The 20731-nt window shown below is 33.6% G+C and carries 15 protein-coding genes; 7 read left to right on the top strand and 8 right to left on the bottom strand.

The features are described from left to right. Positions 1-585 precede the first annotated feature (585 nt). On the bottom strand, positions 586-2367 hold the full coding sequence (locus F6K06_RS17980; protein ID WP_124144043.1) for a hypothetical protein: 1782 nt from the start codon (positions 2365-2367) through the stop codon (positions 586-588). 227 nt (positions 2368-2594) lie between these two features. On the opposite strand from F6K06_RS17980, the gene F6K06_RS34070 reads away from it, so the two are divergent. Then, entirely contained in the window at positions 2595-2780 is a 186-nt protein-coding gene (locus F6K06_RS34070; protein ID WP_205127292.1) for a transposase, read from the top strand. 607 nt (positions 2781-3387) lie between these two features. Next, positions 3388-4374 carry a methyltransferase domain-containing protein gene (locus tag F6K06_RS17975; RefSeq protein ID WP_287242498.1) on the top strand — a complete coding sequence of 329 codons (987 nt, stop codon included), beginning with the start codon at positions 3388-3390 and terminating at the stop codon, positions 4372-4374. 222 nt (positions 4375-4596) lie between these two features. On the opposite strand, the gene F6K06_RS17970 is transcribed toward F6K06_RS17975, so the two are convergent. The 3 genes from F6K06_RS17970 to F6K06_RS17960 are packed head-to-tail and all read right to left on the bottom strand — an operon-like array spanning position 4597 to position 6974. Then, the gene (locus F6K06_RS17970) at positions 4597-6408 is read right to left on the bottom strand and encodes an AIPR family protein (RefSeq protein WP_287242495.1); all 1812 of its coding nucleotides are present in this window, start codon (positions 6406-6408) and stop codon (positions 4597-4599) included. Positions 6409-6450: 42 nt separating this feature from the next. Further along, a complete protein-coding gene (locus tag F6K06_RS17965) occupies positions 6451-6744 on the bottom strand; it encodes a type II toxin-antitoxin system RelE/ParE family toxin (protein ID WP_287242493.1) in 294 nt (97 codons plus the stop codon). Then, a complete protein-coding gene (locus F6K06_RS17960) occupies positions 6744-6974 on the bottom strand; it encodes an addiction module protein (RefSeq protein ID WP_287242491.1) in 231 nt (76 codons plus the stop codon). The genes F6K06_RS17965 and F6K06_RS17960 overlap by 1 nt, the downstream gene beginning before the upstream one ends. A gap of 107 nt (positions 6975-7081) precedes the next feature. Between F6K06_RS17960 and F6K06_RS34065 the strand changes: the two genes are divergently transcribed. From F6K06_RS34065 to F6K06_RS17940, 5 genes are all read left to right on the top strand, one after another. Then, positions 7082-7438, top strand: a complete 357-nt coding sequence (locus tag F6K06_RS34065) for a hypothetical protein (protein WP_353734862.1) — start codon at positions 7082-7084, stop codon at positions 7436-7438. Then, on the top strand, positions 7383-7799 hold the full coding sequence (locus F6K06_RS17955) for a hypothetical protein (protein ID WP_353734863.1): 417 nt from the start codon (positions 7383-7385) through the stop codon (positions 7797-7799). The genes F6K06_RS34065 and F6K06_RS17955 overlap by 56 nt, the downstream gene beginning before the upstream one ends. 200 nt (positions 7800-7999) lie before the next feature. Further along, positions 8000-8644 carry a Uma2 family endonuclease gene (locus F6K06_RS17950; RefSeq protein ID WP_287242488.1) on the top strand — a complete coding sequence of 215 codons (645 nt, stop codon included), beginning with the start codon at positions 8000-8002 and terminating at the stop codon, positions 8642-8644. A gap of 286 nt (positions 8645-8930) precedes the next feature. Then, entirely contained in the window at positions 8931-9305 is a 375-nt protein-coding gene (locus F6K06_RS17945; protein WP_287242485.1) for a hypothetical protein, read from the top strand. A 12-nt stretch (positions 9306-9317) separates the two neighbouring features. Further along, positions 9318-11012 carry a GUN4 domain-containing protein gene (locus F6K06_RS17940; RefSeq protein ID WP_287242483.1) on the top strand — a complete coding sequence of 565 codons (1695 nt, stop codon included), beginning with the start codon at positions 9318-9320 and terminating at the stop codon, positions 11010-11012. 352 nt (positions 11013-11364) lie between these two features. On the opposite strand, the gene fumC is transcribed toward F6K06_RS17940, so the two are convergent. The 4 genes from fumC to F6K06_RS17920 all read right to left on the bottom strand — a co-directional run bounded on the left by fumC (position 11365) and on the right by F6K06_RS17920 (position 20580). Then, the gene (gene fumC, locus F6K06_RS17935; RefSeq protein WP_240041530.1) at positions 11365-12762 is read right to left on the bottom strand and encodes a class II fumarate hydratase; all 1398 of its coding nucleotides are present in this window, start codon (positions 12760-12762) and stop codon (positions 11365-11367) included. A 160-nt stretch (positions 12763-12922) separates the two neighbouring features. Continuing rightward, complete coding sequence (locus F6K06_RS17930) at positions 12923-14122, bottom strand: response regulator (RefSeq protein WP_124144038.1); 1200 nt, start codon at positions 14120-14122, stop codon at positions 12923-12925. Between the two features lie 538 nt (positions 14123-14660). Continuing rightward, the gene (locus F6K06_RS17925) at positions 14661-15869 is read right to left on the bottom strand and encodes a PleD family two-component system response regulator (protein WP_287242478.1); all 1209 of its coding nucleotides are present in this window, start codon (positions 15867-15869) and stop codon (positions 14661-14663) included. Between the two features lie 2014 nt (positions 15870-17883). Beyond that, positions 17884-20580 carry an AAA-like domain-containing protein gene (locus tag F6K06_RS17920; protein WP_287242475.1) on the bottom strand — a complete coding sequence of 899 codons (2697 nt, stop codon included), beginning with the start codon at positions 20578-20580 and terminating at the stop codon, positions 17884-17886. Positions 20581-20731 lie beyond the last annotated feature (151 nt).

Raw genomic sequence — 20731 nt, 5'->3', positions numbered from 1 at the left:
ATAGCTTATGGAGAGAAGTAACCAATCAAAGTCCCATATTAACAGGAGTAAGACTCCATGATTTACGTCATACTTTTGCCACCGAAAGAGTTGGTTTAATGGGAATTGAGGAACTGCGGGCCTTGATGGGTCATTTTCACATTCTTTAAAGTATCAAAAAGTCATATCATTAATACCAATTTGATAAATGTTTGCTACAAATAGATAGGGTATTTATTAGAATTTCCTACGGAATGCTCCGCAAACAGAATCCAGAATTCAGGAGTCGTATGGGAATAGATTTAATACCAATTTTCAGGTCGTAAATTCTCTTTTTTGTCAAAGGGACATTTCCTACAAAATCTTTTTATTGCACTTATTATTCGTAACATTCTTTTTTCAAATTGGTATAAGGGCAAAACAAGTTGCTCAAAACGCTTTGCAAATCTTATTAACTGAGGAGTTGTAAGTAGAAATTAAATTTATATTATTATGAGAGCAATTCTTACAACACAAGAGTATTGACAATACTCTTGCTCTGATGAGTGAGTGTTGAGGGCGTTTATATACATGTCAGATGTTGCTACAAAGCTTGCGTGGTATGATTTACAGCCTTGGCGCATATTTTCGTTCCATTACTACCGATCGCCCGTTAACTATTTGAGTTTGATTCAATAAAAAAGCTTTGCCAGCTTCAGTATCAAACGCCCAAGCTTTAAGTTTAACCTTTCCTTGAGGAATTTCTTCCACAGTAAAAGACTTTTGCCAACCTGAATCTAAATAAGCTGAATTATCAAAATATTCCTTGACACTAGGTCTCGGCATTCTCTGATTAATTAACTTAAATATGATGTCTTCTCCCTCGGTATTTTCGTAAGTTAAAATCACACCATCAGCAACTTCATTTCTTTCGGGTAAAATTGCCCAACCATTGGCAAAATAAGTCCGATTATCAATTTGATTAACTGTATCAAAATAACCATAATTTAATTCTGTTTGTCTCTCTCCAGCAATATCTTGAATATTCTTACTCTTGACTAAACCAGGTTGTAAAAAACCTAATTTATCCAGAATATTAGCTGTATTTCTCAGAGGTTCAGGACTTCTTTTAGTCACTAAACATTCATCTTGAGGAATAACATTTATCATTAACAGGCAAGCCTTACTTTGTAATAAAATTACTCGGCGATCGCTCATCCTCTCCAAAGCATTAATAGTAGTCTTAAGATGTAAGATAATCAAAATACTAACTAAAAAGTAGGAAGTATATTTAATCAACTTTGTCTGAACATTTTTTTCACTAGCTAACTGCCAAAAAATAGCCAACAAATAAACCAAAGAAACCATCAAATATAAAGAAAAAGCCGTATATCTTGGAGCCAAAGATTGTTCGACACCAAAACCAACTCTACCTACAGCAGTTACAGCACCACTAATAATTCCATAAACCCCAATTATTAGCCAGCCAATTAAACGATGTAACAATAAAAAATCTGTTTTAACTAACCAAAAAAATTTCCAACCTAAAAACAGCCAAAAACCAAATACCAAACCTCCAACTATTGTCGCCACAGTTAAATTTTCAAATCCTAAAGGAGCGCCTAAAAAAGCTAAAAAATAATGAACTGTCTCAACTGGATGAGCTATAGCAGATAAAAAACTTGGATGTTTATCGGGCTTTTGATAATCATAAAAATATACGACTAAATTAGCAACTAAACCCAACAACCCACCGATAATTATCCAAATATTCTTAGTAAAAACTTCCTCAAATTTTCCAGAAGCTAAAATTGCCAATGCTGGAAAAATTAATACCCAAATTAACATTCCATTGGCATAAGAAAAAGTGCTAACCGTACAGAGACAAAAACAAATAATAAACTTAGTTCTTAAATTCAGTTTTTTCTGGGCAATAACCAAACAACCAGTCAAACAAGCAACAGGGATATAAACAACAATTTGAATTCCCCAAAGCCAATTTTCATATTGGGCAGGAGAAAAAATTAGTAAATTAGAAATTGCCAAGAGCAAAAGTTGAGTAAAAAGACTAGCCCTAACAGTCAACCTATTTAAACAATAAATATTGAAAGAAACAACACAAGTCAACAAAAATATCACCAACATTTCATATCTGACATCCCAATTAGTCAAATAAGCTAAACCGATAAAAATTAGCCTGGGAAAAAATTTTCTACTTTCATGGAATTGAGCAAATAAATCGCTAAAAGATAAATTTCCAGCATAGATTTTCTCAAACATTACTGCTAGAGGCCATTGGTCAGAAAAAGGAAAATTTACGCTATATTTTAGGATGCAAATTCCCATGAATAAAACTGGCAAAAAAATCAGAAATAAAATAGGAATTTGTCGGCGGTTGAATTGTTGCATAGACTAGAAATATTTGAATTAATGACTATACTCAAGAGCTTTTCAAGTTTAATAAACTCCAGGTATAAAAGATAATATTAGATAATTTTCAGACGAAACAAAGGAAAAATGTATTTATAGAACCCCTGAGTGGGATCTTTTAGGAATAAAGTTATACTAATGAGCGATCACCAACTAGCATGAGAAAATGCCAGCCTTCAAGTAGTTTAACAGACAAAGAATAGGTTCTGATCGAACCACTACTACCTAAGAAGAAGAAAACTCGGCCACAAAAATGGAGCAACAGAGAAATCTTAGATGGTATCTTGTATCAACTTAAGAATGGTTGTAACAGGTGTAACTTACCCTGCATACTTACCTCCTTATTCAACAGTGTTTTGGCAGCTACATTCAGTGGCGAGCATCAGGGATAATTGAGAAGGTTAGAGATGTATTGCATTCTCAAGTACATCAACAGGTAAAAAAAGCCAGATGGACAACTTTAATCATCATTGATTCACTTATCTGTAAAAAATACCTGTAATGCTAGTATCAAGTCAATCATGATTTTGTTTTTACAAATCCACGAACGGAATTAAGCGACATAAGCGCGTTAGATAGTCTCGGTTTTCCTTCTTGCTCCGTCCTTACTCTGAGGAAACCTCAGAGCGGGCGGTGCGCTTTTTTACTTATTGCAGCAAAGCCAATGTATCTGACGATTAGGGATGAACAGAAATTTTGTCAGATAACATTGATTACTTCAAGTCCAAACCTGTTAACCCATAACAAAATTACTATTTTACTTGACAGGTGTAAAAGCTTGACCAAAAATTTTGTTTGCGCAGCATTCCGCAGGAAAAGGACTCTTAAAAAGACTACAGCTAAGATTAATCTGTGTTTGATCCGATTGATGCTTCAGAGATTGGCGGTCGCATAGAACTCATTTGGGTTCTATAGCATGGTATGCTGACGCGAGGCCGCACCACTGTTCCCTGTTCCCTGCTATAAATAAAATGGTAAATAAATAATCTGGTTTGATAAATGTTCTTATATTACTTATTGGGATTTCTACTTTTACTATCAGTAGTAGGTATTACGCTTTATTTCGTCACCCCTCGCAGTTATGAGTCGTCTGAGACGGTAGCTAATTCCTACGATGAATGGACTCAAGACGGTATCCTAGAATTTTACTGGGGCGAACACATTCACTTAGGTCACTATGGTTCGCCACCACAGAAGAAAGATTTTTTGACTGCCAAGTCTGACTTTGTCCATGAAATGGTGAAATGGGGAGGGTTGGATAAACTATCTCGCGGTACTACTGTTCTAGATGTAGGTTGTGGCATTGGTGGCAGCACCCGTATTTTAGCAAAAGATTATGAGTTTGACGTTACAGGTATTACTATTAGTCCTAAACAAGTACAACGCGCTCAGGAATTAACCCCGGAAGGAGTTGATGCTAAATTTCAGGTAGATGATGCTCTAGCACTTTCTTTTCCAGATAATAGTTTTGATGTCGTTTGGTCTATTGAAGCGGGACCTCATATGCCAGATAAAGCTAAATATGCTGAAGAAATGATGCGGGTATTAAAACCTGGTGGAATATTGGTTGTAGCTGACTGGAACCAGCGAGACGATCGCCAAAAACCACTCAATTTCTGGGAAAAACCTGTAATGAAACAGTTATTAGAGCAGTGGTCTCATCCTGCTTTTTCTAGTATTGAGGGTTTTTCGGAACTGATAGCAGAAACTGGATTAGTGGAAGGGGAAGTAGTGACAACAGATTGGACACAGGAGACTATTCCTTCTTGGTTAGATTCTATTTGGCAAGGTGTAATTAGACCTCAAGGAATGATTCGTTTTGGTTTATCAGGGATAATTAAGTCTATACGAGAAGTACCAACTTTGTTATTAATGCGTCTGGCATTTGGGAATGGTCTTTGTCGTTTCGGAATGTTCCGCGCAGTCAAGGTTAGTTCAATATTATCATCAACAGAAAATACTGAAGCTGAAGTAGTTAAAGTGTAATATTTGTATGTATCTTTGGCAGATGTTGGAAGTTGCTTATTTTGCTAATTTATAGCAGTCGAAGGAAAGGTGAGGACAGATCGAGAGCTTAAAACTCAGACAAAGCAAGATTTTTCCATCTTCCTTCTTTCTTCTGCTATAGCATTAAGTATTGGGGATTATATTTGGCATCGGAAAACTTAACTGTTTCGCAAGGAAAAGTCAATCATAAATTTTGGTTGACTAATTGCTAGTGACTTTATCTATCAAAAATTCTGTAAAACCTTGACGCTTAATTGCTTGATTTAAATAAGGATAGTCAGATGAAATTTTTAAATATTCATCTGTCCAAGCATCAATTTTTTTAATCACTTCAAAAAAAACTTTACTATTATGGGGCAAACTTAATTTTTCTACATCTTTTACTTTGTAAGTTGCTGTTTGTAGTTGTCTGATAGTAAATAGCATTGCAATATAAAATTTTAAAGTTTTAATTGTTGTTTTAGACTTCTTGAGAGACTGATTTTGTAGACAATTCTTTATTTCTGAAAACTCTGGCGAACTAATACAATTTTCTACTTGTTTTACTAACTGAGCACATAAAAGGTAAACTTTCATATTTATCGATTCATCAAATACTTTTTTATAGTGACTATCCGCTTTAATTATTGTATTTGGGTTAGACGTTGCTCTATGGGGTTCACGAAAAACTATAGAAGTTACCGCCTGACCTAAATAAGGAATTGTCACTATTTTTTTAGAATCTTTACCCATATTTTTATAAAAATTTTTGCGACGATCATAAAACAAGTTAGATTTTGAAAAGTAGTTTTCTATATTTCGCTGGATAGAATCTGTAGCTCTTAAAGAAGATGCTTGAATCGGAGTTTGAAAATTGGTTGCCTTAATAATTTGGTCTCTAGCTTCCTGGTCTTCTGTAAATATAATTTTAATTAGTATTGCTCTATCATCTAGATTGTTTTGATCGCCAAATTTTTCGTTGCTATTGTTTTTATTTAAACCTTTCATATATTCATATATAATTGTCGTTGTTTGTAAACCATTTACTATTTGAACATCATCAAGACTAATGACTTTTCCTTTGGTTGTTCCATTAGATGCCAATATAGTTACACCATTATTCAGCCACCAAAAATCTATATCTTGATGAGGAGAATCAAGGGAGTTTTTAATATCCTTGTTAACTTCTATATTATTACCTTGATAATCTCGCACATTTGACTCAAATATATACTTTCGTAAATTACCTTGTTCATCAGTCACAAATTCATAGTAGTCTTTGAGCTTCGAGAGGATGACGTAACCTTTGTTTAAATTATTATCTGAATTATTGTCTAACCTTGATATATAATTTTCTACAAACTTTAATTCTAAATTATAGCTTTTCTCTTTCCTAGATATTTCAAGTAGTTCACTAGCACCGAGAAACTCAAATTCTACCTGAGAAGACGAAAAATATTTTTTTGTTTGCTCTCTTAGTGTTTCAACTTTAGACTTCACGTTATTATTAATATTTGATTTATCCCCTTTGCTAGCATAGATATACTTAATTTTTAAACTTGGATGCTTACTAGCTAAATCTTTATATAGCTGATGAAATATTTCTATCTTCTCTAGAAGCAGATCATTATAAATATTTTTGAGATTTTTTATGTCTTTGGATAAATCAAATATTGTATGTATAGTAGCAATAAACTTATCTATGGCTTGTTCTTGAAATGACTTCGATATTTTAGCTTGAATCAAGTAAACTTCTAGTCGTGGTTTTTTGGTAATTTTCTTAATTTCCTCTGGGGAAGGAACTTCATTAAAAAGTACATTTTCTACAAAAATAAAAAACCCATCTATACCTCCATCATTACTTCCATCTACCAGACCTGAAGATATTTCTTCATCCGATAAATCATATTCTTTTAATGATTGCTCAAAAGAGAAAAATTCAAAAAATTCTGCTTTTGAATTAGTAGAAGAAGTCTCATTCATTTTATCCTCAAGAATTTGCTCTACTATAATTAAATCGTTATTATTTGACATAAATTTTCACCCTTTATAAAGTTATATCCATTCTGTATATTACTATGAACTTCTATCTATCCAGTAGTTAGGTTTTCGTTGGAGGTGCATAACAGCTACTACCAAAATTCTACTTTCTGAATGTTTGTAAACTATGCCGTAGGGAAAACTAAGAATCCGGCAACGTCGTGTATTAGCTGACAGCTTAGGCCATGCTTCAGGAAACTTTTCTATTCTATTAAGAGTAAATTCAGCTTCAGCAATGAACTTATCCGCTAGAATCGAGTTTATAGTATCATAATACGCAACAGCTTCTTGCATTTCTCTTTGTGCCTCTGGATGAAAATCACAAACCATTATTTTCCTCTAGAACGTAATTTCTGAAACACCTGTTGGCGACTCACTATTTCAACTTTTCCTTGTTCAACTTCTGCAACTCTTTTTTCTGCCTCAATTTCCCACAAAGCATCTATTTCTTTTTGATAATCAGCATCAAGACTTTTCAGTAAATGTTCTGCTAACATTGCTCTTGAACCTGGTGGTAATGATAAAGCTGCACTAAAAATATCATCATAAGCAGTAGTCATATATTCTAACTCCAAAATAGACGATGTATTGATTATAAATTAGTATTATAAAAGAAACAACCCGTGGATTATTGATTATAATATTTACCACCAAAGCAGTTTAGCAATTGAAGGAAAGATTAGGACATATCAAAAGCTTAAAACTTAGGCAAAGCAATATTTTTTCCTTCTTCCCTCTTCCTTCTTCCTTCTTCCTTAAAAAAATGGCATATAGTGATTTTAAAATCTTAAGTAAATTCCAAAAAGAATTTGATTTACATATTCACGAACAAGTGAATTTATTTGCTCAAGTAGAAGCCCTCAAATCCAGTAATTTTCTAACTAAAACTCTGGCAGAAACTGTAGAACTTGCTTTAGCAATTAATACTGAAAAAGCTCGTTTCCTGACGGAATGCTCCGCAAACAGAAATGATTATTACTCCCTTGTTATTAGAAATCAGAAGGCAGGCAAATTATTCGGTTAGTTTATTCTCAGGAATTGAATTTAATATTGACTTTGACCGGAGTTTAAATGGATATTGTGACTTTCTAATTATTCGTTCTCCAGAACAGTTAATAATTAATGCTCCTGTAGCAATTATTGTTGAGGCTAAAAATGAAGATATTAAGGGCGGTTTAGGTCAATGTGCAGCCACAATGTTAGCAGCACAATTATTTAATCAACAGGAAAATAAAGCAATTAATAGAATTTATGGTGCGGTGACAACTGGGGATATTTGGAAGTTCTTGTTGTTAGAAGGAAATGAATTAAAGATTGATTTAAGTAATTTTTATATTCGGGATGTCGAGCAAATTTTGGGTGTATTATGGCAAGCTGTTAAATAATAAGCATTCAGCCATCAGCTAATAGCTAAATACTTACGTTAAATAGAGAAGGAAAAGTATGTTATAAAATTTTATAGTAGAGGTTTGGTCTCCAAACCTAATTGAAAATGGTATTGAGATGACCAAGAGAAAAGAAAATTTAGTATTTGAAGCTTCCTACTTCAGTAGGAGGCACTGATAACTAATAACTGATAACTGAAATGACAAATTTACAAGTAAAATTTCCAACAGATACATGGGTTTCAGCTACTTGGGATGAATATCTCCAAACTATTAAAAATCCCATTTATGCTAAAGCTAAATCTTATTATTTTCAAGGAAAATTCAGAATAGAAATGTCACCAGTAGGTTACGATCATGCTAGCGCTCATTCACTTATTTCTGCAGTTATTGGTATTTTCTGTAGTCTCAAAAATATCGACAATAAAGGTCTAACTAATTGTAGTTATAGAAAAATCGGATTTCAAGAAGTACAACCAGATATTTCCTACCATATAGGTGACAATGCCAATATTATTCCCTGGGGAACTTCTATTGTAGATTTAGGTACATATCCACCCCCAGATTTAGTCATAGAAATAGCCAATACCTCACTGTCTGATGATAAAGGTGAAAAAAGGCTGATATATGAAGATTTAAAAGTCAAAGAATATTGGATAGTTGATGTAAAAAATGTAGATATTATTGCTTTTACTATGGTTGATGGTGGCAGTAAAAGAATTAGAGAGTCTCTAGTTTTACCAGGGTTAGTAATAGACGTTTTAAAAGAGGCTTTAAAACAGAGTCGAAATATCAATCAAAATCAAGTTATTTCCTCCCTATTGTCTAAATTTAAAGCATCTTAATCAGAGAATATAGTAATCCTAAATTAGGTTGTAATATTTTATCGTGGGGGTTTGGAGAACCCCTATAACTGACGATTTTTGCTTAAAGAACTAATTTAAGGCTATAATCATTCTAATTGTCTGTTTACAACGGTTTTCATTTTGGGTAAACCACAGTAGGGACTTTCCATGGAAGATCCTGGATTATCATTTTTGTAATGTGCTTCATTGACCTGAAAACTGCTGTCCTAGTTTATTTCTCCTTTGAATTAGTAATTTTATTCCTGAGAACTAACAATTAAATATTATGTCGTTAGAAAATATTCAACTATCAATTACTCTATCTGACCAAAAATTAGAAGAGGAGGATCTTCAAACAGATACCGAGAATATTTTGTCGGAAATAGAAAAATTTGATGGCGTTCAAAAAGCAGATTTAATATCAATAGAAAAAGCCGAACCTAATACTAAAAGTATCGGCGGTTTTTTAGTAGGAATTCTCACGGCAGAAATTAATGCTAAAAATCTTAAAGCTTTGGTTGGATATTTGGGCGATCGCCTCTCTGGTAAGACTGTTAAAATTAAGGCTGAAGGTAATGGTCGAAAGATAGATATTGAAGTTGGTAATCTGGAAGATTTGAATAAAGCTTTGGCAGAAGTAGATAATTTTTTGAAGGCTTAAGGAGATTTTTTTATGGCAAAAATAGCTCTATTAATTGGAGTTAGTGAATACCTCTCAGAATTTCCAGCTTTGCCTAGTGCGGTTAAAGATGTTGAGGCAATGAAGGAAGTTTTAGGTAATTCGGAAATGGGAGGTTTTGATAATATTGAGGTTTTGAAAAATTCCAATCGTCAACAGATAGAAGAGGCAATTTATGATTTGTTTGCTGACCGGAATAAGGATGATGTTTTACTTTTTTATTTTTCTGGTCATGGAGTTAAAAGTAGAGAGGGTAATTTATTTTTAGCTACTCCTCAAACTCGCAAAGGTGAAAGGGGAATTGTTACGCCGACTGCTGTGGGTGCTAGTCTTTTACAAAGTCAAATGAATGATAGTTTTTCTCAACGTCTGGTTGTGATTCTTGACTGTTGTTATAGTGGCGCATTTACTAAAGGAATGACTGCTAAAGGGGATGAAAATATAGATATTCAAACTGAATTAGGTGGAGAAGGTAGGGCAATTTTGATGTCTTCTAGTGCTGTTCAAAGTTCTTTTGAGTCGGAAGGTTCTGAATTATCTATTTATACAAAATATCTCGTTGAAGGTATTAAAACTGGAGCAGCAGATACCGATAATAATGGCAAAATTTCAGCCGATGAATTGCATCAATATGTGAGTGAAAAAGTACGCCAAGAATCTCCAGCAATGACTCCTCAATTTGAACCTCACAAGGAAGGTTATCGAATTTTTTTAGCACGTTCGCCACAGGATGAACCGAATTTAAAATTTCGTCGAGAAGTTAAAGAAATACTGATTAAAAACAATGGCGAAATTAGTTTGCTAGACCATAATTTTTTGGATGAACTCTATAGAGAAATTGGGTTATCCCAGCCTGAATCTGAAGCTATTATAACTGAAGAAAAACAGCCTTATGAATTATTTAAAAATAAATTGAAGCGTTATGAAGACGCTTTAATTTTAGCAGTTAAAGAAAGTAATCCTTTAACAGAAAATAATCGCAAAACTCTCCAGAAATTTCAGTCACTTTTTGGGTTGAGAGATGAGGATATTGCGCCTATTGAGGAAAAAATTATATCCCAGCTACCAAAGCCACCTAATCCCAAACCTAAACTCAAAGTAGGGTGTTTTGTAATAATAGGTACAGGAGTTTTACTAAGTATTTCGTTTTTTACTTTACTACCAAAGTCAGCACCACCACCAAGACCATTACCATCGTTAACAACAACACTACCAACAGACCAAAACTCAAAGTATTCAAAGCTAGAAAATCTACTAAAAGAAAAGGAGTGGAAAGAGGCAGATATAGAAACTTCTCGTTTAATGTTGAAAGTTGCGGGGGGAGAGGAGCGAGGATATCTAAGTGAAAAAGATGTAGAAAATTTTCCTTGTACAGACCTCCGCACAATTGACCAGCTTTGGGTAGAATATAGTGATCGTAAATTTGGCTTTTCTGTGCAGAAGAAAATTTACCAGAGTTTGGGTGGAACAAAAGAGTATGATTCAGAGGTATGGAAAAATTTTGGAGATCAAGTAGGATGGAGAAAAGGAGACGAATCGTTGAGCTACGATGAGCTTTGGGAGGAGGATAACCTCCCTTCCATGTTGAAGGGGAACCTCCCTTCCATGTGGGTGCTTATTAATGGCAATAGGCTTATTAATGGCAAACGGTTTGTGGTCTTCTCTCGCGCAGAGACTTGTAGACTTTAACATATAAGCGTTTCAGCCGTCAACAGAAAAAAGTTTTAGGAACTTAATTTTACGAATTTTGTTGATTTCAGGATTTTGATACCCTTTTTTCAGTTATCAGTTATCAGTTATCAGTCTAGTAGGTTGGGTTAAGCGACAGCGCAACCCAACAAAAATCTATATCTATAGAAATAAAATATGTGTTGGGTTTCACTTCGTTCTACCCAACCTACGAAATGGTTGTTTTTTATTATTAGGAATTGTTTAACTCACTACCTGAATTTAACTCTTTATCTGTACCAGTCTATAAATGTTAATTTTCGGTGTGTTACGCTGACACTAACACACCCTACTAGACCTACTTTTCATCAAACTAAGCTGAAGGATGAGTCATATTTTTAGGAATCACAATCTCATCAAATTCCTCCGCTGAAACATAACCCAACTCCAAACAAGCTTCCTTCAAAGTCAACTCTTTCTCATGGGCAACCTTAGCAACTTTCGCAGCATTATCATACCCAATTTTTGGACTCAAAGCTGTCACTAACATCAAAGACTGTTCCAAATAAAATTCAATTTTTTTCTGATTTGCCTGCAAATCAACTAATAGAAAGTCCGTAAAATTATTACAACTATCAGCAATCAAATTAATCGACTGAATTAAATTAAATATCATCATCGGTTTATAAGTATTTAACTCAAAACTTCCCTGAGCGCCAGCAAAAGCGATCGCTGCATCATACCCCATTACCTGAGTCGCCACCATCGTCATTGCCTCACACTGAGTAGGATTAACTTTTCCTGGCATAATTGAAGACCCTGGCTCATTTGCAGGCAAAATTAATTCCCCAAACCCACACCGGGGACCACTTCCCAACCACCGAATATCATTAGCAATTTTCAACAACGAACAAGCTAAAGTCTTCAGAGTGCCGCTCGCCATAACTATTGGATCGTGAGCAGCTAAAGCAGCAAATTTATTCGGTGCAGACACAAATGGCAACCCAGTTATTTCACTAATATATTTTGCAGCAAGTTCGGCAAAACCACTAACTGTATTTAATCCCGTTCCCACTGCGGTGCCACCTAGAGCGAGTTCATACAAACTTGGCAAAACATTAGTTATGTGTTGTATATTTGCATCGAGTTGTGCCACATATCCAGAAAATTCCTGCCCCAATGTTAACGGTACAGCATCTTGCAAGTGGGTACGCCCTATTTTAACAATTTCGGAAAATACTTCTGATTTTTCCTGGAGTGCATCGCGCATTTTCTTGACTTTCGGCAACAACTTTTCCTGTAATGCTATTGCTGAGGCGATGTGCATAGCAGTGGGAAAAGTATCGTTAGATGACTGCGACATATTAACGTGGTCGTTGGGATGTATTGGTATTTTGCTTCCCATTTCTCCACCAGCAATTTCGATCGCCCGGTTAGAAATGACTTCGTTGACATTCATATTGCACTGGGTGCCACTTCCTGTCATCCAGACTCGCAGCGGAAAGTTACCATCTAGTTTCCCAGCAATTATTTCTTCTGCTGCTTGAGAAATTAATTTTGTTTTATCTTCTGGGAGTTTGCCGAGTTCGTGGTTGGTTTGAGCAACTGCCTTTTTGAGAATGGCGAATGCTTTGATGACTTCTGGTGGGATGTAGTCTTGGCCAATACAGAAGTAGATGAGCGATCGCTGAGTTTGAGCGCCCCAATAACGATTTGCTGGTACTTCTATTTTTCCCATGCTATCGCTTTCAATGCGCATTTTAGACGACATTAATTCTGTCATTAGTATTTTGATGATATGGTGTATCTTTATATTTACTTACATCATTATCTTTTATGGCACTGACTTAGTTAAATTTTTATTTTTTTGTCTTTAATTTATAAGAATTTTATGCTCATAAAATTATCTGATTATACTATTTTTATTCTCTTTAGCATTCAGGTGCCAAAGCTAAAGATTGCGAAAGGTTATTTTTATTTTGATATTTCTGTTTTTTTAACTTTAAATATTTTTCTACTGTGTCTAAGATTTTTTTTGCATTTGCTGGTTTTCTTAAAAAATCTGTTGCTCCTGCTAATAATCCCCTAGCCCGATTTAGATAATTATCCTGTCCAGTATAAATAATAATAGGAGTTTGTTTATAAATTGAAGCTTTCCGCAAAAAATTACAGAGTGCATAACTATCAACTTCCGGCATAACTAAATCTATAAATATTAATTCAGGATTTTTTTTAGCCATTAATCCTACCCCTTGCATTGGGTCAGTAATTTTCTCAATTTTATAACCTTTAGGCATCAAAATTTGCTCTAAAAATTTACCTGTTGTTGGTGTAGAATCTATACAAGCTATCAGAGGTCTATAACGATTTGTTGAACAGTAAGCTAGGTGTAATTGTTCCCATGGAGAAGGTAAATCTGGTATAGCTCGAACTTCTATTACACCTTGTTTTAAAAAATGATATATAGTACGAGTTGTTAAGGTTAAACATTGCCTTTTTTTAGCTGTAATATCCCACAAGGTATTTTCACCATTAAATTTATTAGTAAGAACCTGTATAGATTCTTCACTGAGACGACTTTGTAATTTTATAGATTGTTTAACTACCGGAGCTTGTTCTGGGAAAATATCATTAATACCTATTTTCTGCCAGCGTTCCCAAAGTTTTTGTGCTGCCTCTATAACTTGCTTTAATTCTAATGGAGATAATGCTAAGTTGGAACAAATTTCTGATGTTAATTCCCCATCGGATTGCCAGTTGAGATTTAAAATTGACTGACCTGCTAAAGCAAAGAAAATTTCATAGCTGCTACTACGGATAATTGCTTTACCTTGTTTTATAGTTATTTGTTCTTTAGTAAGACCTTGCTGAAGAAGCTTATATTCCCATAATTCTTCAGTAGATAGTAAATTAGCGTTAAATTTTAGATGCTGACAATGTTGACTAATTGTTCTGTACCAACGTCTAGTTTGATGTAATCCCCCTGTAGCATATAACATTTGTCCTCGACAAAAGTAAATCTGCCATTTTTGTTCGCCATTGTCTAATATTAGTTTACCTGTTGCTTGCTTGTGACTAAGTGCGGCCAAAACTTTCCATACTTTGTTACACCTGATATTAGTTATTAACATAATTATTCTATTTTATATTTGCTATCTAATTTTATCTCTAGTTTAATCATACAATAAAACTTTTTCTATAGGGTTTAACCCTCTACGGAGTATTTTATCCACGATTAATTATTAAAAAATTAATTTTTCTGAAAATTTTACTATAAACATATAGATTAACTAGCTGTAAGCTATCAGTTACTAGCAGTCAGCGGGGATAGTCCATATAAAAAAGACATCTAAAAGCTTGGGTTAAAATCCCCGACTTCTAGCTTGTTGTTTAATTTTATGAGGAGTTGAAATCCCATTCTAAAAAGCTGAATACTAAACGCTCTCTCGCTGTTTGCGGAGCATTCCATCAGGAAATACTTTTTAATAATGTTGATTTAATGATTTTATTAAGATTACTTTTTTAATATATTTTACGAGATATAACAAAAAGATTAGGCGGCTAGTCGTGATGTGGTTTATATAGAAACACTAGATTTGACAAGTGCAAAATTGTGTATCAAAATTATCATTAATGAATAATTAACTTATAATTGATCGCAATTTAGTGTTAGCTTCCTACAGCCATAAAAGTCAAATCATATGTTTGCCCCAAAGTGCTTTTCAAATCATTTGTAGAATGTTTAGGATTGACATACTTTTCCAAAACTTCTACAATTTTTTCTGGATCGTAAGATTTATACAGGTAATCATTAGCACCTACAATTCTAGCTCTAGTCCGGTCGATAATACTGTCTTGAGTTGAAAAAAATACAATTGGTATATCTTGAAAGGTAGTAGTTTTTCGTAAAAATTTACATATTGTATAACCACTAACTTTAGGCATAATTAAATCCAAAAAAATTAAATCAGGTTTACATTCTTCCAAAAGAGCTAATCCTTTAATTGGATTTTGAATATGCAAAATTTCATATCCCAGTGGCTTGAGAATTTTATCCAGTAAGAAACCAGTACTATAACTATCATCAATACAAGCAATTTTGACTTTATCAACACTCTTTTCTATCGCTGGCAAGTGAAATTTTTCTGAAGGTGGAAGCCAATCTTCTACCTTCATAAAATTAATTAAGCCTAGTTTTTCAAAGCTATATAAACTATGGGTAATTACCTCTAATGACATTTTCATTTCTAATGTAATATCCCAAATTGTTCGTTTACCATTGAGTAACTTATCGAGCTTCAAAACAGACTCTGATTTTTCTTGATTTAATAACTTATTTCTATTTTTAATAATTGGCACAAGTTCGGGATTAATGTGCAATAAACCTTCATCTTTTAAAGATTTTAAAAGTATTTTTGCTGAAGCAAGAACTTCTTTAATTTCTCGCCTTGATAACAGTAAATTTAAAGTTTTTTGAGAAGTGGAATGTTTCTGTGGATGCCATCTTCTTGTTAAACCTGCTTGACTAATAATAGCAAAGAAAACTTCTTCAGTGATAGTACGCAAAATTGCCTTAGCTTCACTTAAAGTTATTTGATTATCACTAATAGCTATTTGCAACAATTTATATTCCCATAGTTGAACATTTGTTAACTGATTAAGTTCAAATTTAAAGTTAGGACAATGTTTCTTGACAGCTCTATACCAACGTCTGGTAGGGTGTAACCCACCACTTGCATATAAAAGATGACCAAATAGGAAATAAAGTTGCCATTCTTGATTGCCATAAGCGACGCTCAACTTTCCGGTAACTTGCTTTTTGCTGACTATACTCAGGGTATTTGCTAGCTTAATATAACCAATAGTGGGTGCTGACATAATTATTGAACCTTTCAAATCATCGTAATATTTAATTTTGCAGTATTAAGCACTAGAGCAGCATGATATAGACATGGTTTTTATTGTTTCATATTTCCTTTATTATGTCATCGCTTGTTATACTGAGTTTTTTTAATAATTGTACTGAAATATCAGGGTTTTCTCAGAAACTTTTTGATTTACTTGTTTGTAGCAGGAAACACTTAACAGTGGGGAACAGGTTTTCTTGTATTCAATTCATCATCACTCTATATACTAACCAATTCAATATTTACTAACAATATTTATTATTAACCACATTCTCTACCGATTATACATCCGCCATTCGGATTATTTTTGAATTATTTTTTTCAGCAGATTCATAATATTAGATTGTAGGTATAGCAGTAGACAGATAGGTTAGGACATAGATTGATCAAGATATTTAGACAGGGAAATATTTTTCCTACTTTTCCCTATTCCCTGTAATATTTTATATTTTCGACATTGATTTAATTGTATCTCATCTCAAACTTGGTTGATTGTATACCAATTTGATAAATATTTGCTACAAATAGCTAGGATATTTCTTAGGAGTCAACCCACCCCTAACTCCTCCCAGGAAGGGAAGTCAGTCCTCAGATAGGAGAGCTGTCGGATTGGCGACGTACAGAATAAATAGCTTTGATACCATTTATTAGGTCGGAATTTATATTTTTAGTCCAAGGGACATCTTTGATAAAGTCTTTTAATTGCCCTTATTATTCGTAACATTATTTTTCCAAATTGGTAGTATATAATTAGTGTTTCGTAATTTTCATAATTTACTTGCTTGCAAATTGTTATAATATTAAGTCTCATGTAATACTTAGTGTGATTCGTTCTGGAAAATACTATTTGTGTTAAATTTACACTTAAATCCTTGTAAATGAAGTGTTCTATAAATTATCAAATCAGCTCTCCAAAGCAATAATATTTAACTTAAATAAATTAGTTAGGTATTAGCATAATAAATAAAGATATTAATGTTTGAATGCGATGACAAGATTGGGGATAAAATGGAAAAGTTATTGTTCCTATAGCAGTACGTTCTTTAGTGAGGACAGTAAATTTGACTGAAAAGGGAGTAGGGGGTAGGGAATAGAGGAATGTCTGCACTATATTTGCGTAGTGCTATATGTAAAATTGATAAAAATTAGTTTTAGAAGTAGGTAAAGAGTTAAGTGAGTATGATTAGCCATTAGTTTCATTTGCAAAAATACCAGGCAAAAATAGACCTATTATCAAACTTTTCTAATTTAGCAATAAGTCTAATACCAATTTGATAAATATTTGCTACAAATAGCTAGGATATTTCTTAGGAGTCAACCCACCCCTGCCCCTCCCAGGAGGGGAAGTCAGGAGGACCGAGTCACACGGGAATAGCTTCAATACCATTTTCAGGTCGGAAATCATTCTTTTCTCTTGGTGCGCTACCAGGTGCGACTGGCGTCGTCGCGGGGTCACACCGCTTTGTCGAAGAGAATATCCTGCACGTGTTTTTTTATTCCTCTTACTATTCGTAATATTCTTTTTTCACGCTTGGTATAACAAACTCCTGCTTAAGATAAATAGACATCTGGTAAAAATCAAAAATTAAATCAATTCTCACACTAGATATATCAATTATTTCTCCCTACTGCCTACAGCAAAGCTGCCTACTCCCTCTTTTCTGGAGATGTCTAATAATTATTATCTCAACAATAAGATAGTAAAGAATGATCGAAATTCTAGTCTTGTCTTCAGAGTAAGTTACTAATCTATTAGCTATCCATCTTTCCCATTCTTTTCTTAACTTTTTTTACTTCTTTATTCCTGTTTCTAGAATAGATGATTTGAATGCTGACCAGCTTAATGAATTCCATAGTTCATTTTCGACTATTTTTTCTTCTTTATCATAGAAGTAAATCCACAATTTATGTGATTTATATATCAACAGCTAGCCGCAATAATAGTTTGTAATTTCTATTGCCGACATTAGTATTAGTATTTTATTTTAGCTCTGACAAAATTCTACTACTCTCATAAAATAGTTAGGTTTTCCTACTAAAAAACGACAACCTTTACTTAAAAGTTCATCTAAATTTTCCACAGACCTTAGCCAAACCTTCCCATTACTACCAGCAACAGCAATTTTTTTACTATCCGAACTAAAACTAATACTAATTACATTCTCCATAAATTCAAATTGACTAATCTGCCGTCCTGATAAATTCCAAAGTCGCACAATACTATCAATTCCAACAGTAGCTATTAACTCTCCATCAGGACTAAAACTAACTAACTTAGTATCCAGATGTAAACTTTGAAAATTATTCATTAATTTTCCTGTAGAAAGCTGCCACAATTCCACGACTCCATTTGATGTTGCTGTTAGTAAAAGCTGGGGTTGAGAAATGCTAAAATTCATACTAATAGCTTGCACATCTAGAGTTTTGAATTGATTTTCAGATATATTCCATAATCTAATTGTAGACTTTCCATCTAATGTTGCTAGAAATTTTCCATTGGGACTAAAACTAACAGCTCTAATCAAACCATTATCATTCAAAATTGAATCAGATAATATAGTTATAGGTGACGATGATACATTCCAAATTTGAACAGGAATATCTATGCCAGAAGTGGCTAAATACTTACCATCAACACTAAAACTAATACTATTAACTTCAGTTTGAGATATCTCTAATACATATAATTTTTTCCCTAATAAATTCCATATTTTTACCGTACCATCACTACCAGCAGTTGCTAAATATTCACCATTCGGATGAAAAATTAGACTATTAACTGATTTTTGCTCCGTTTGCCATTCTGTAATTTTTTCGCCCTCAAAATTCCAAATAATTACTTTTCCATCTACTCCTGCTGAAGCTAAAATATCTTGATTCGGTCTAAATTTAACACTCGTAACAGCACCTTGATGACCTTGCAGAATAATCTTTCTTTTTTGAAGAAAACTATCTTCAAATTGTTTTTGTTCGTCAAGTTTATCGAGAATCATTTGTAGTGCTAATATTGGTCGAGTCGCAGGATATTCCGCTAGAGGAATATTGTTATTAACCAAATCTTTTAATCTTTGTCCCGCAGATATTGCCTTGGGTAAAGCTTCCAACAATGCTTGATTTGTTGTTGACTTCTTGAACATTGCTAATAACAAAGCATCAGTGCCAGTTTGTTCAATTTCTCGACTAGATTGTGCTAATCGAAATCTTTGATAAGCTAATAGGGAAAAACCTATTGATAAAACTAAAGATGTGCCAAGGATAGCAGAACCTATGGAAATCCAACGTTTAGCTTTTTGTTGTGCTTTTGCAACTTCTGCTTGAGCTTTTTTAGTTTCTATTTTTGTTGATTCTAAGGCTTCTATTTGAGCATCTAATACTAATCTTTGGCTAGTAGTCAAAAATTGAAAATCTTGATTTCTTAAACTTTTTCCGGCTGCCCAAATTAAAGCATATTGTAAATCTTCCCCTTGCAATAAATAAGATTTATCTTCACAGTTTGAATGAAGCCATGCTTTAATTTGTGTAGAATAAGGAGGTAACTTTTCTAACTCTTCATTAATCATTTCTTCGTGAAAAATTGTAGCATATATAGAATTAGCTACAGTTAATTTATTATCTCGTCTAACTACCAATCCAGATAACCTAAGTTCCATTTGTTCAGGACTATCATCGGCAACTATTCCAGCCAAATCATTCTGTAAAATTTGCTTATATAACCCTAATCTTCTAACTATTATTTGATCTTTTCTGAAAAGGCGATCGCGAATAGTTTTCAAATGTTCTGGTATGTCTTTTGTCTCCCAATTATGAATAATTTGAGATTTAATCATCTCCTCTAATTCTATTTTAGGATTAACAATAAAAACCCCATTTTCAATGATAATTTTACACACTTTTTGAGTTAAAAATGGTTGTCCATTCGTCCACGATAAAATCTCTTTTAAAACTTCCTCTGGTTGCTGACAAATTTCAACTAATCCATCCACCAAAGATAAGGCTTCATCAAATTTAAAACCAGTTAACTCAATAGCTATACCAATATTAAAAGGCGTACTATTTTTGTCTTGACATAAATCTTGAGGCGTACTAACTCCTAACAAAGCAAAAGTTAAGCGATTATATTCTTGATTATTGGCACGTTTATTATAACAAGACCGAATAAATCCAAAAAAATCATCTACCGGAAAATCCAGAGCTAGAATGCTATCAATTTCATCAATAAAAATCACAATATTGTTCTGGATTTTTGTTAGTAATATCGTTTCAATAAATTCACTTAATCGTTGTACGGGTGCGAGATAATTTCGTTCTCGCCACCAGGTACGAATATTCACATATTCTGAGAGATTAAAATTATTTTCCAAGATGCGAAGAATACCTGCGTACCATTGTTCAGGAGTAACTCCCCGATTACCTATTTCTGAAATATCTATTGCCACACAAGAAATACCTTCTTGTTGTAATCTTTTAATCGTTCTAACTTGCAAGCTAGATTTTCCCATTTGACGAGAGTTGAGAACATAACAAAACTCACTTATTTTTAGATTTTTATATAGGTCTTCATCTGCTTGTCGCTTGACGTAGTTGGGTGAATTTCTGGGGAGACAACCACCGACTTGATAATAGGATTTTTGTGTTGAGTTATTCATGGCAAGAATGTATTTATTAACTAAGTTAACAGTCATAACTTTTCTTGGTTAGATTGAGGAAAGCTATAAGCAGTTGTGCAAAATTACAGCGTATTCGGTGGTTTATGAAGTTGCATGCAACGTCCGTACAGAGTAGGAGTTAGGAAAGAATATAGTTTTTTCCATCCTGAGTATTTTGTTCAATAAG

It is taken from the genome of Okeania sp. SIO1H4, from assembly GCF_010672695.1.
GTDB classification, from domain to species: Bacteria; Cyanobacteriota; Cyanobacteriia; order Cyanobacteriales; family Microcoleaceae; genus Okeania; species Okeania hirsuta.
This window is presented reverse-complemented; position numbering and strand designations above follow the sequence as displayed.

Coding starts and splice junctions, on each gene's coding strand:
- F6K06_RS17920 (WP_287242475.1), bottom strand. CDS start 20,580: ATGACTGTTAACTTAGTTAATAAATACATTCTTGCCATGAATAACTCA.
- F6K06_RS17940 (WP_287242483.1), top strand. CDS start 9,318: ATGGCAAAAATAGCTCTATTAATTGGAGTTAGTGAATACCTCTCAGAA.
- F6K06_RS17975 (WP_287242498.1), top strand. CDS start 3,388: ATGTTCTTATATTACTTATTGGGATTTCTACTTTTACTATCAGTAGTA.
- F6K06_RS17965 (WP_287242493.1), bottom strand. CDS start 6,744: ATGGTTTGTGATTTTCATCCAGAGGCACAAAGAGAAATGCAAGAAGCT.
- F6K06_RS17970 (WP_287242495.1), bottom strand. CDS start 6,408: ATGTCAAATAATAACGATTTAATTATAGTAGAGCAAATTCTTGAGGAT.
- F6K06_RS17980 (WP_124144043.1), bottom strand. CDS start 2,367: ATGCAACAATTCAACCGCCGACAAATTCCTATTTTATTTCTGATTTTT.
- F6K06_RS17945 (WP_287242485.1), top strand. CDS start 8,931: ATGTCGTTAGAAAATATTCAACTATCAATTACTCTATCTGACCAAAAA.
- F6K06_RS17930 (WP_124144038.1), bottom strand. CDS start 14,122: ATGTTAATAACTAATATCAGGTGTAACAAAGTATGGAAAGTTTTGGCC.
- fumC (WP_240041530.1), bottom strand. CDS start 12,762: ATGTCGTCTAAAATGCGCATTGAAAGCGATAGCATGGGAAAAATAGAA.
- F6K06_RS17960 (WP_287242491.1), bottom strand. CDS start 6,974: ATGACTACTGCTTATGATGATATTTTTAGTGCAGCTTTATCATTACCA.
- F6K06_RS17925 (WP_287242478.1), bottom strand. CDS start 15,869: ATGTCAGCACCCACTATTGGTTATATTAAGCTAGCAAATACCCTGAGT.
- F6K06_RS17955 (WP_353734863.1), top strand. CDS start 7,383: ATGATTATTACTCCCTTGTTATTAGAAATCAGAAGGCAGGCAAATTAT.
- F6K06_RS17950 (WP_287242488.1), top strand. CDS start 8,000: ATGACAAATTTACAAGTAAAATTTCCAACAGATACATGGGTTTCAGCT.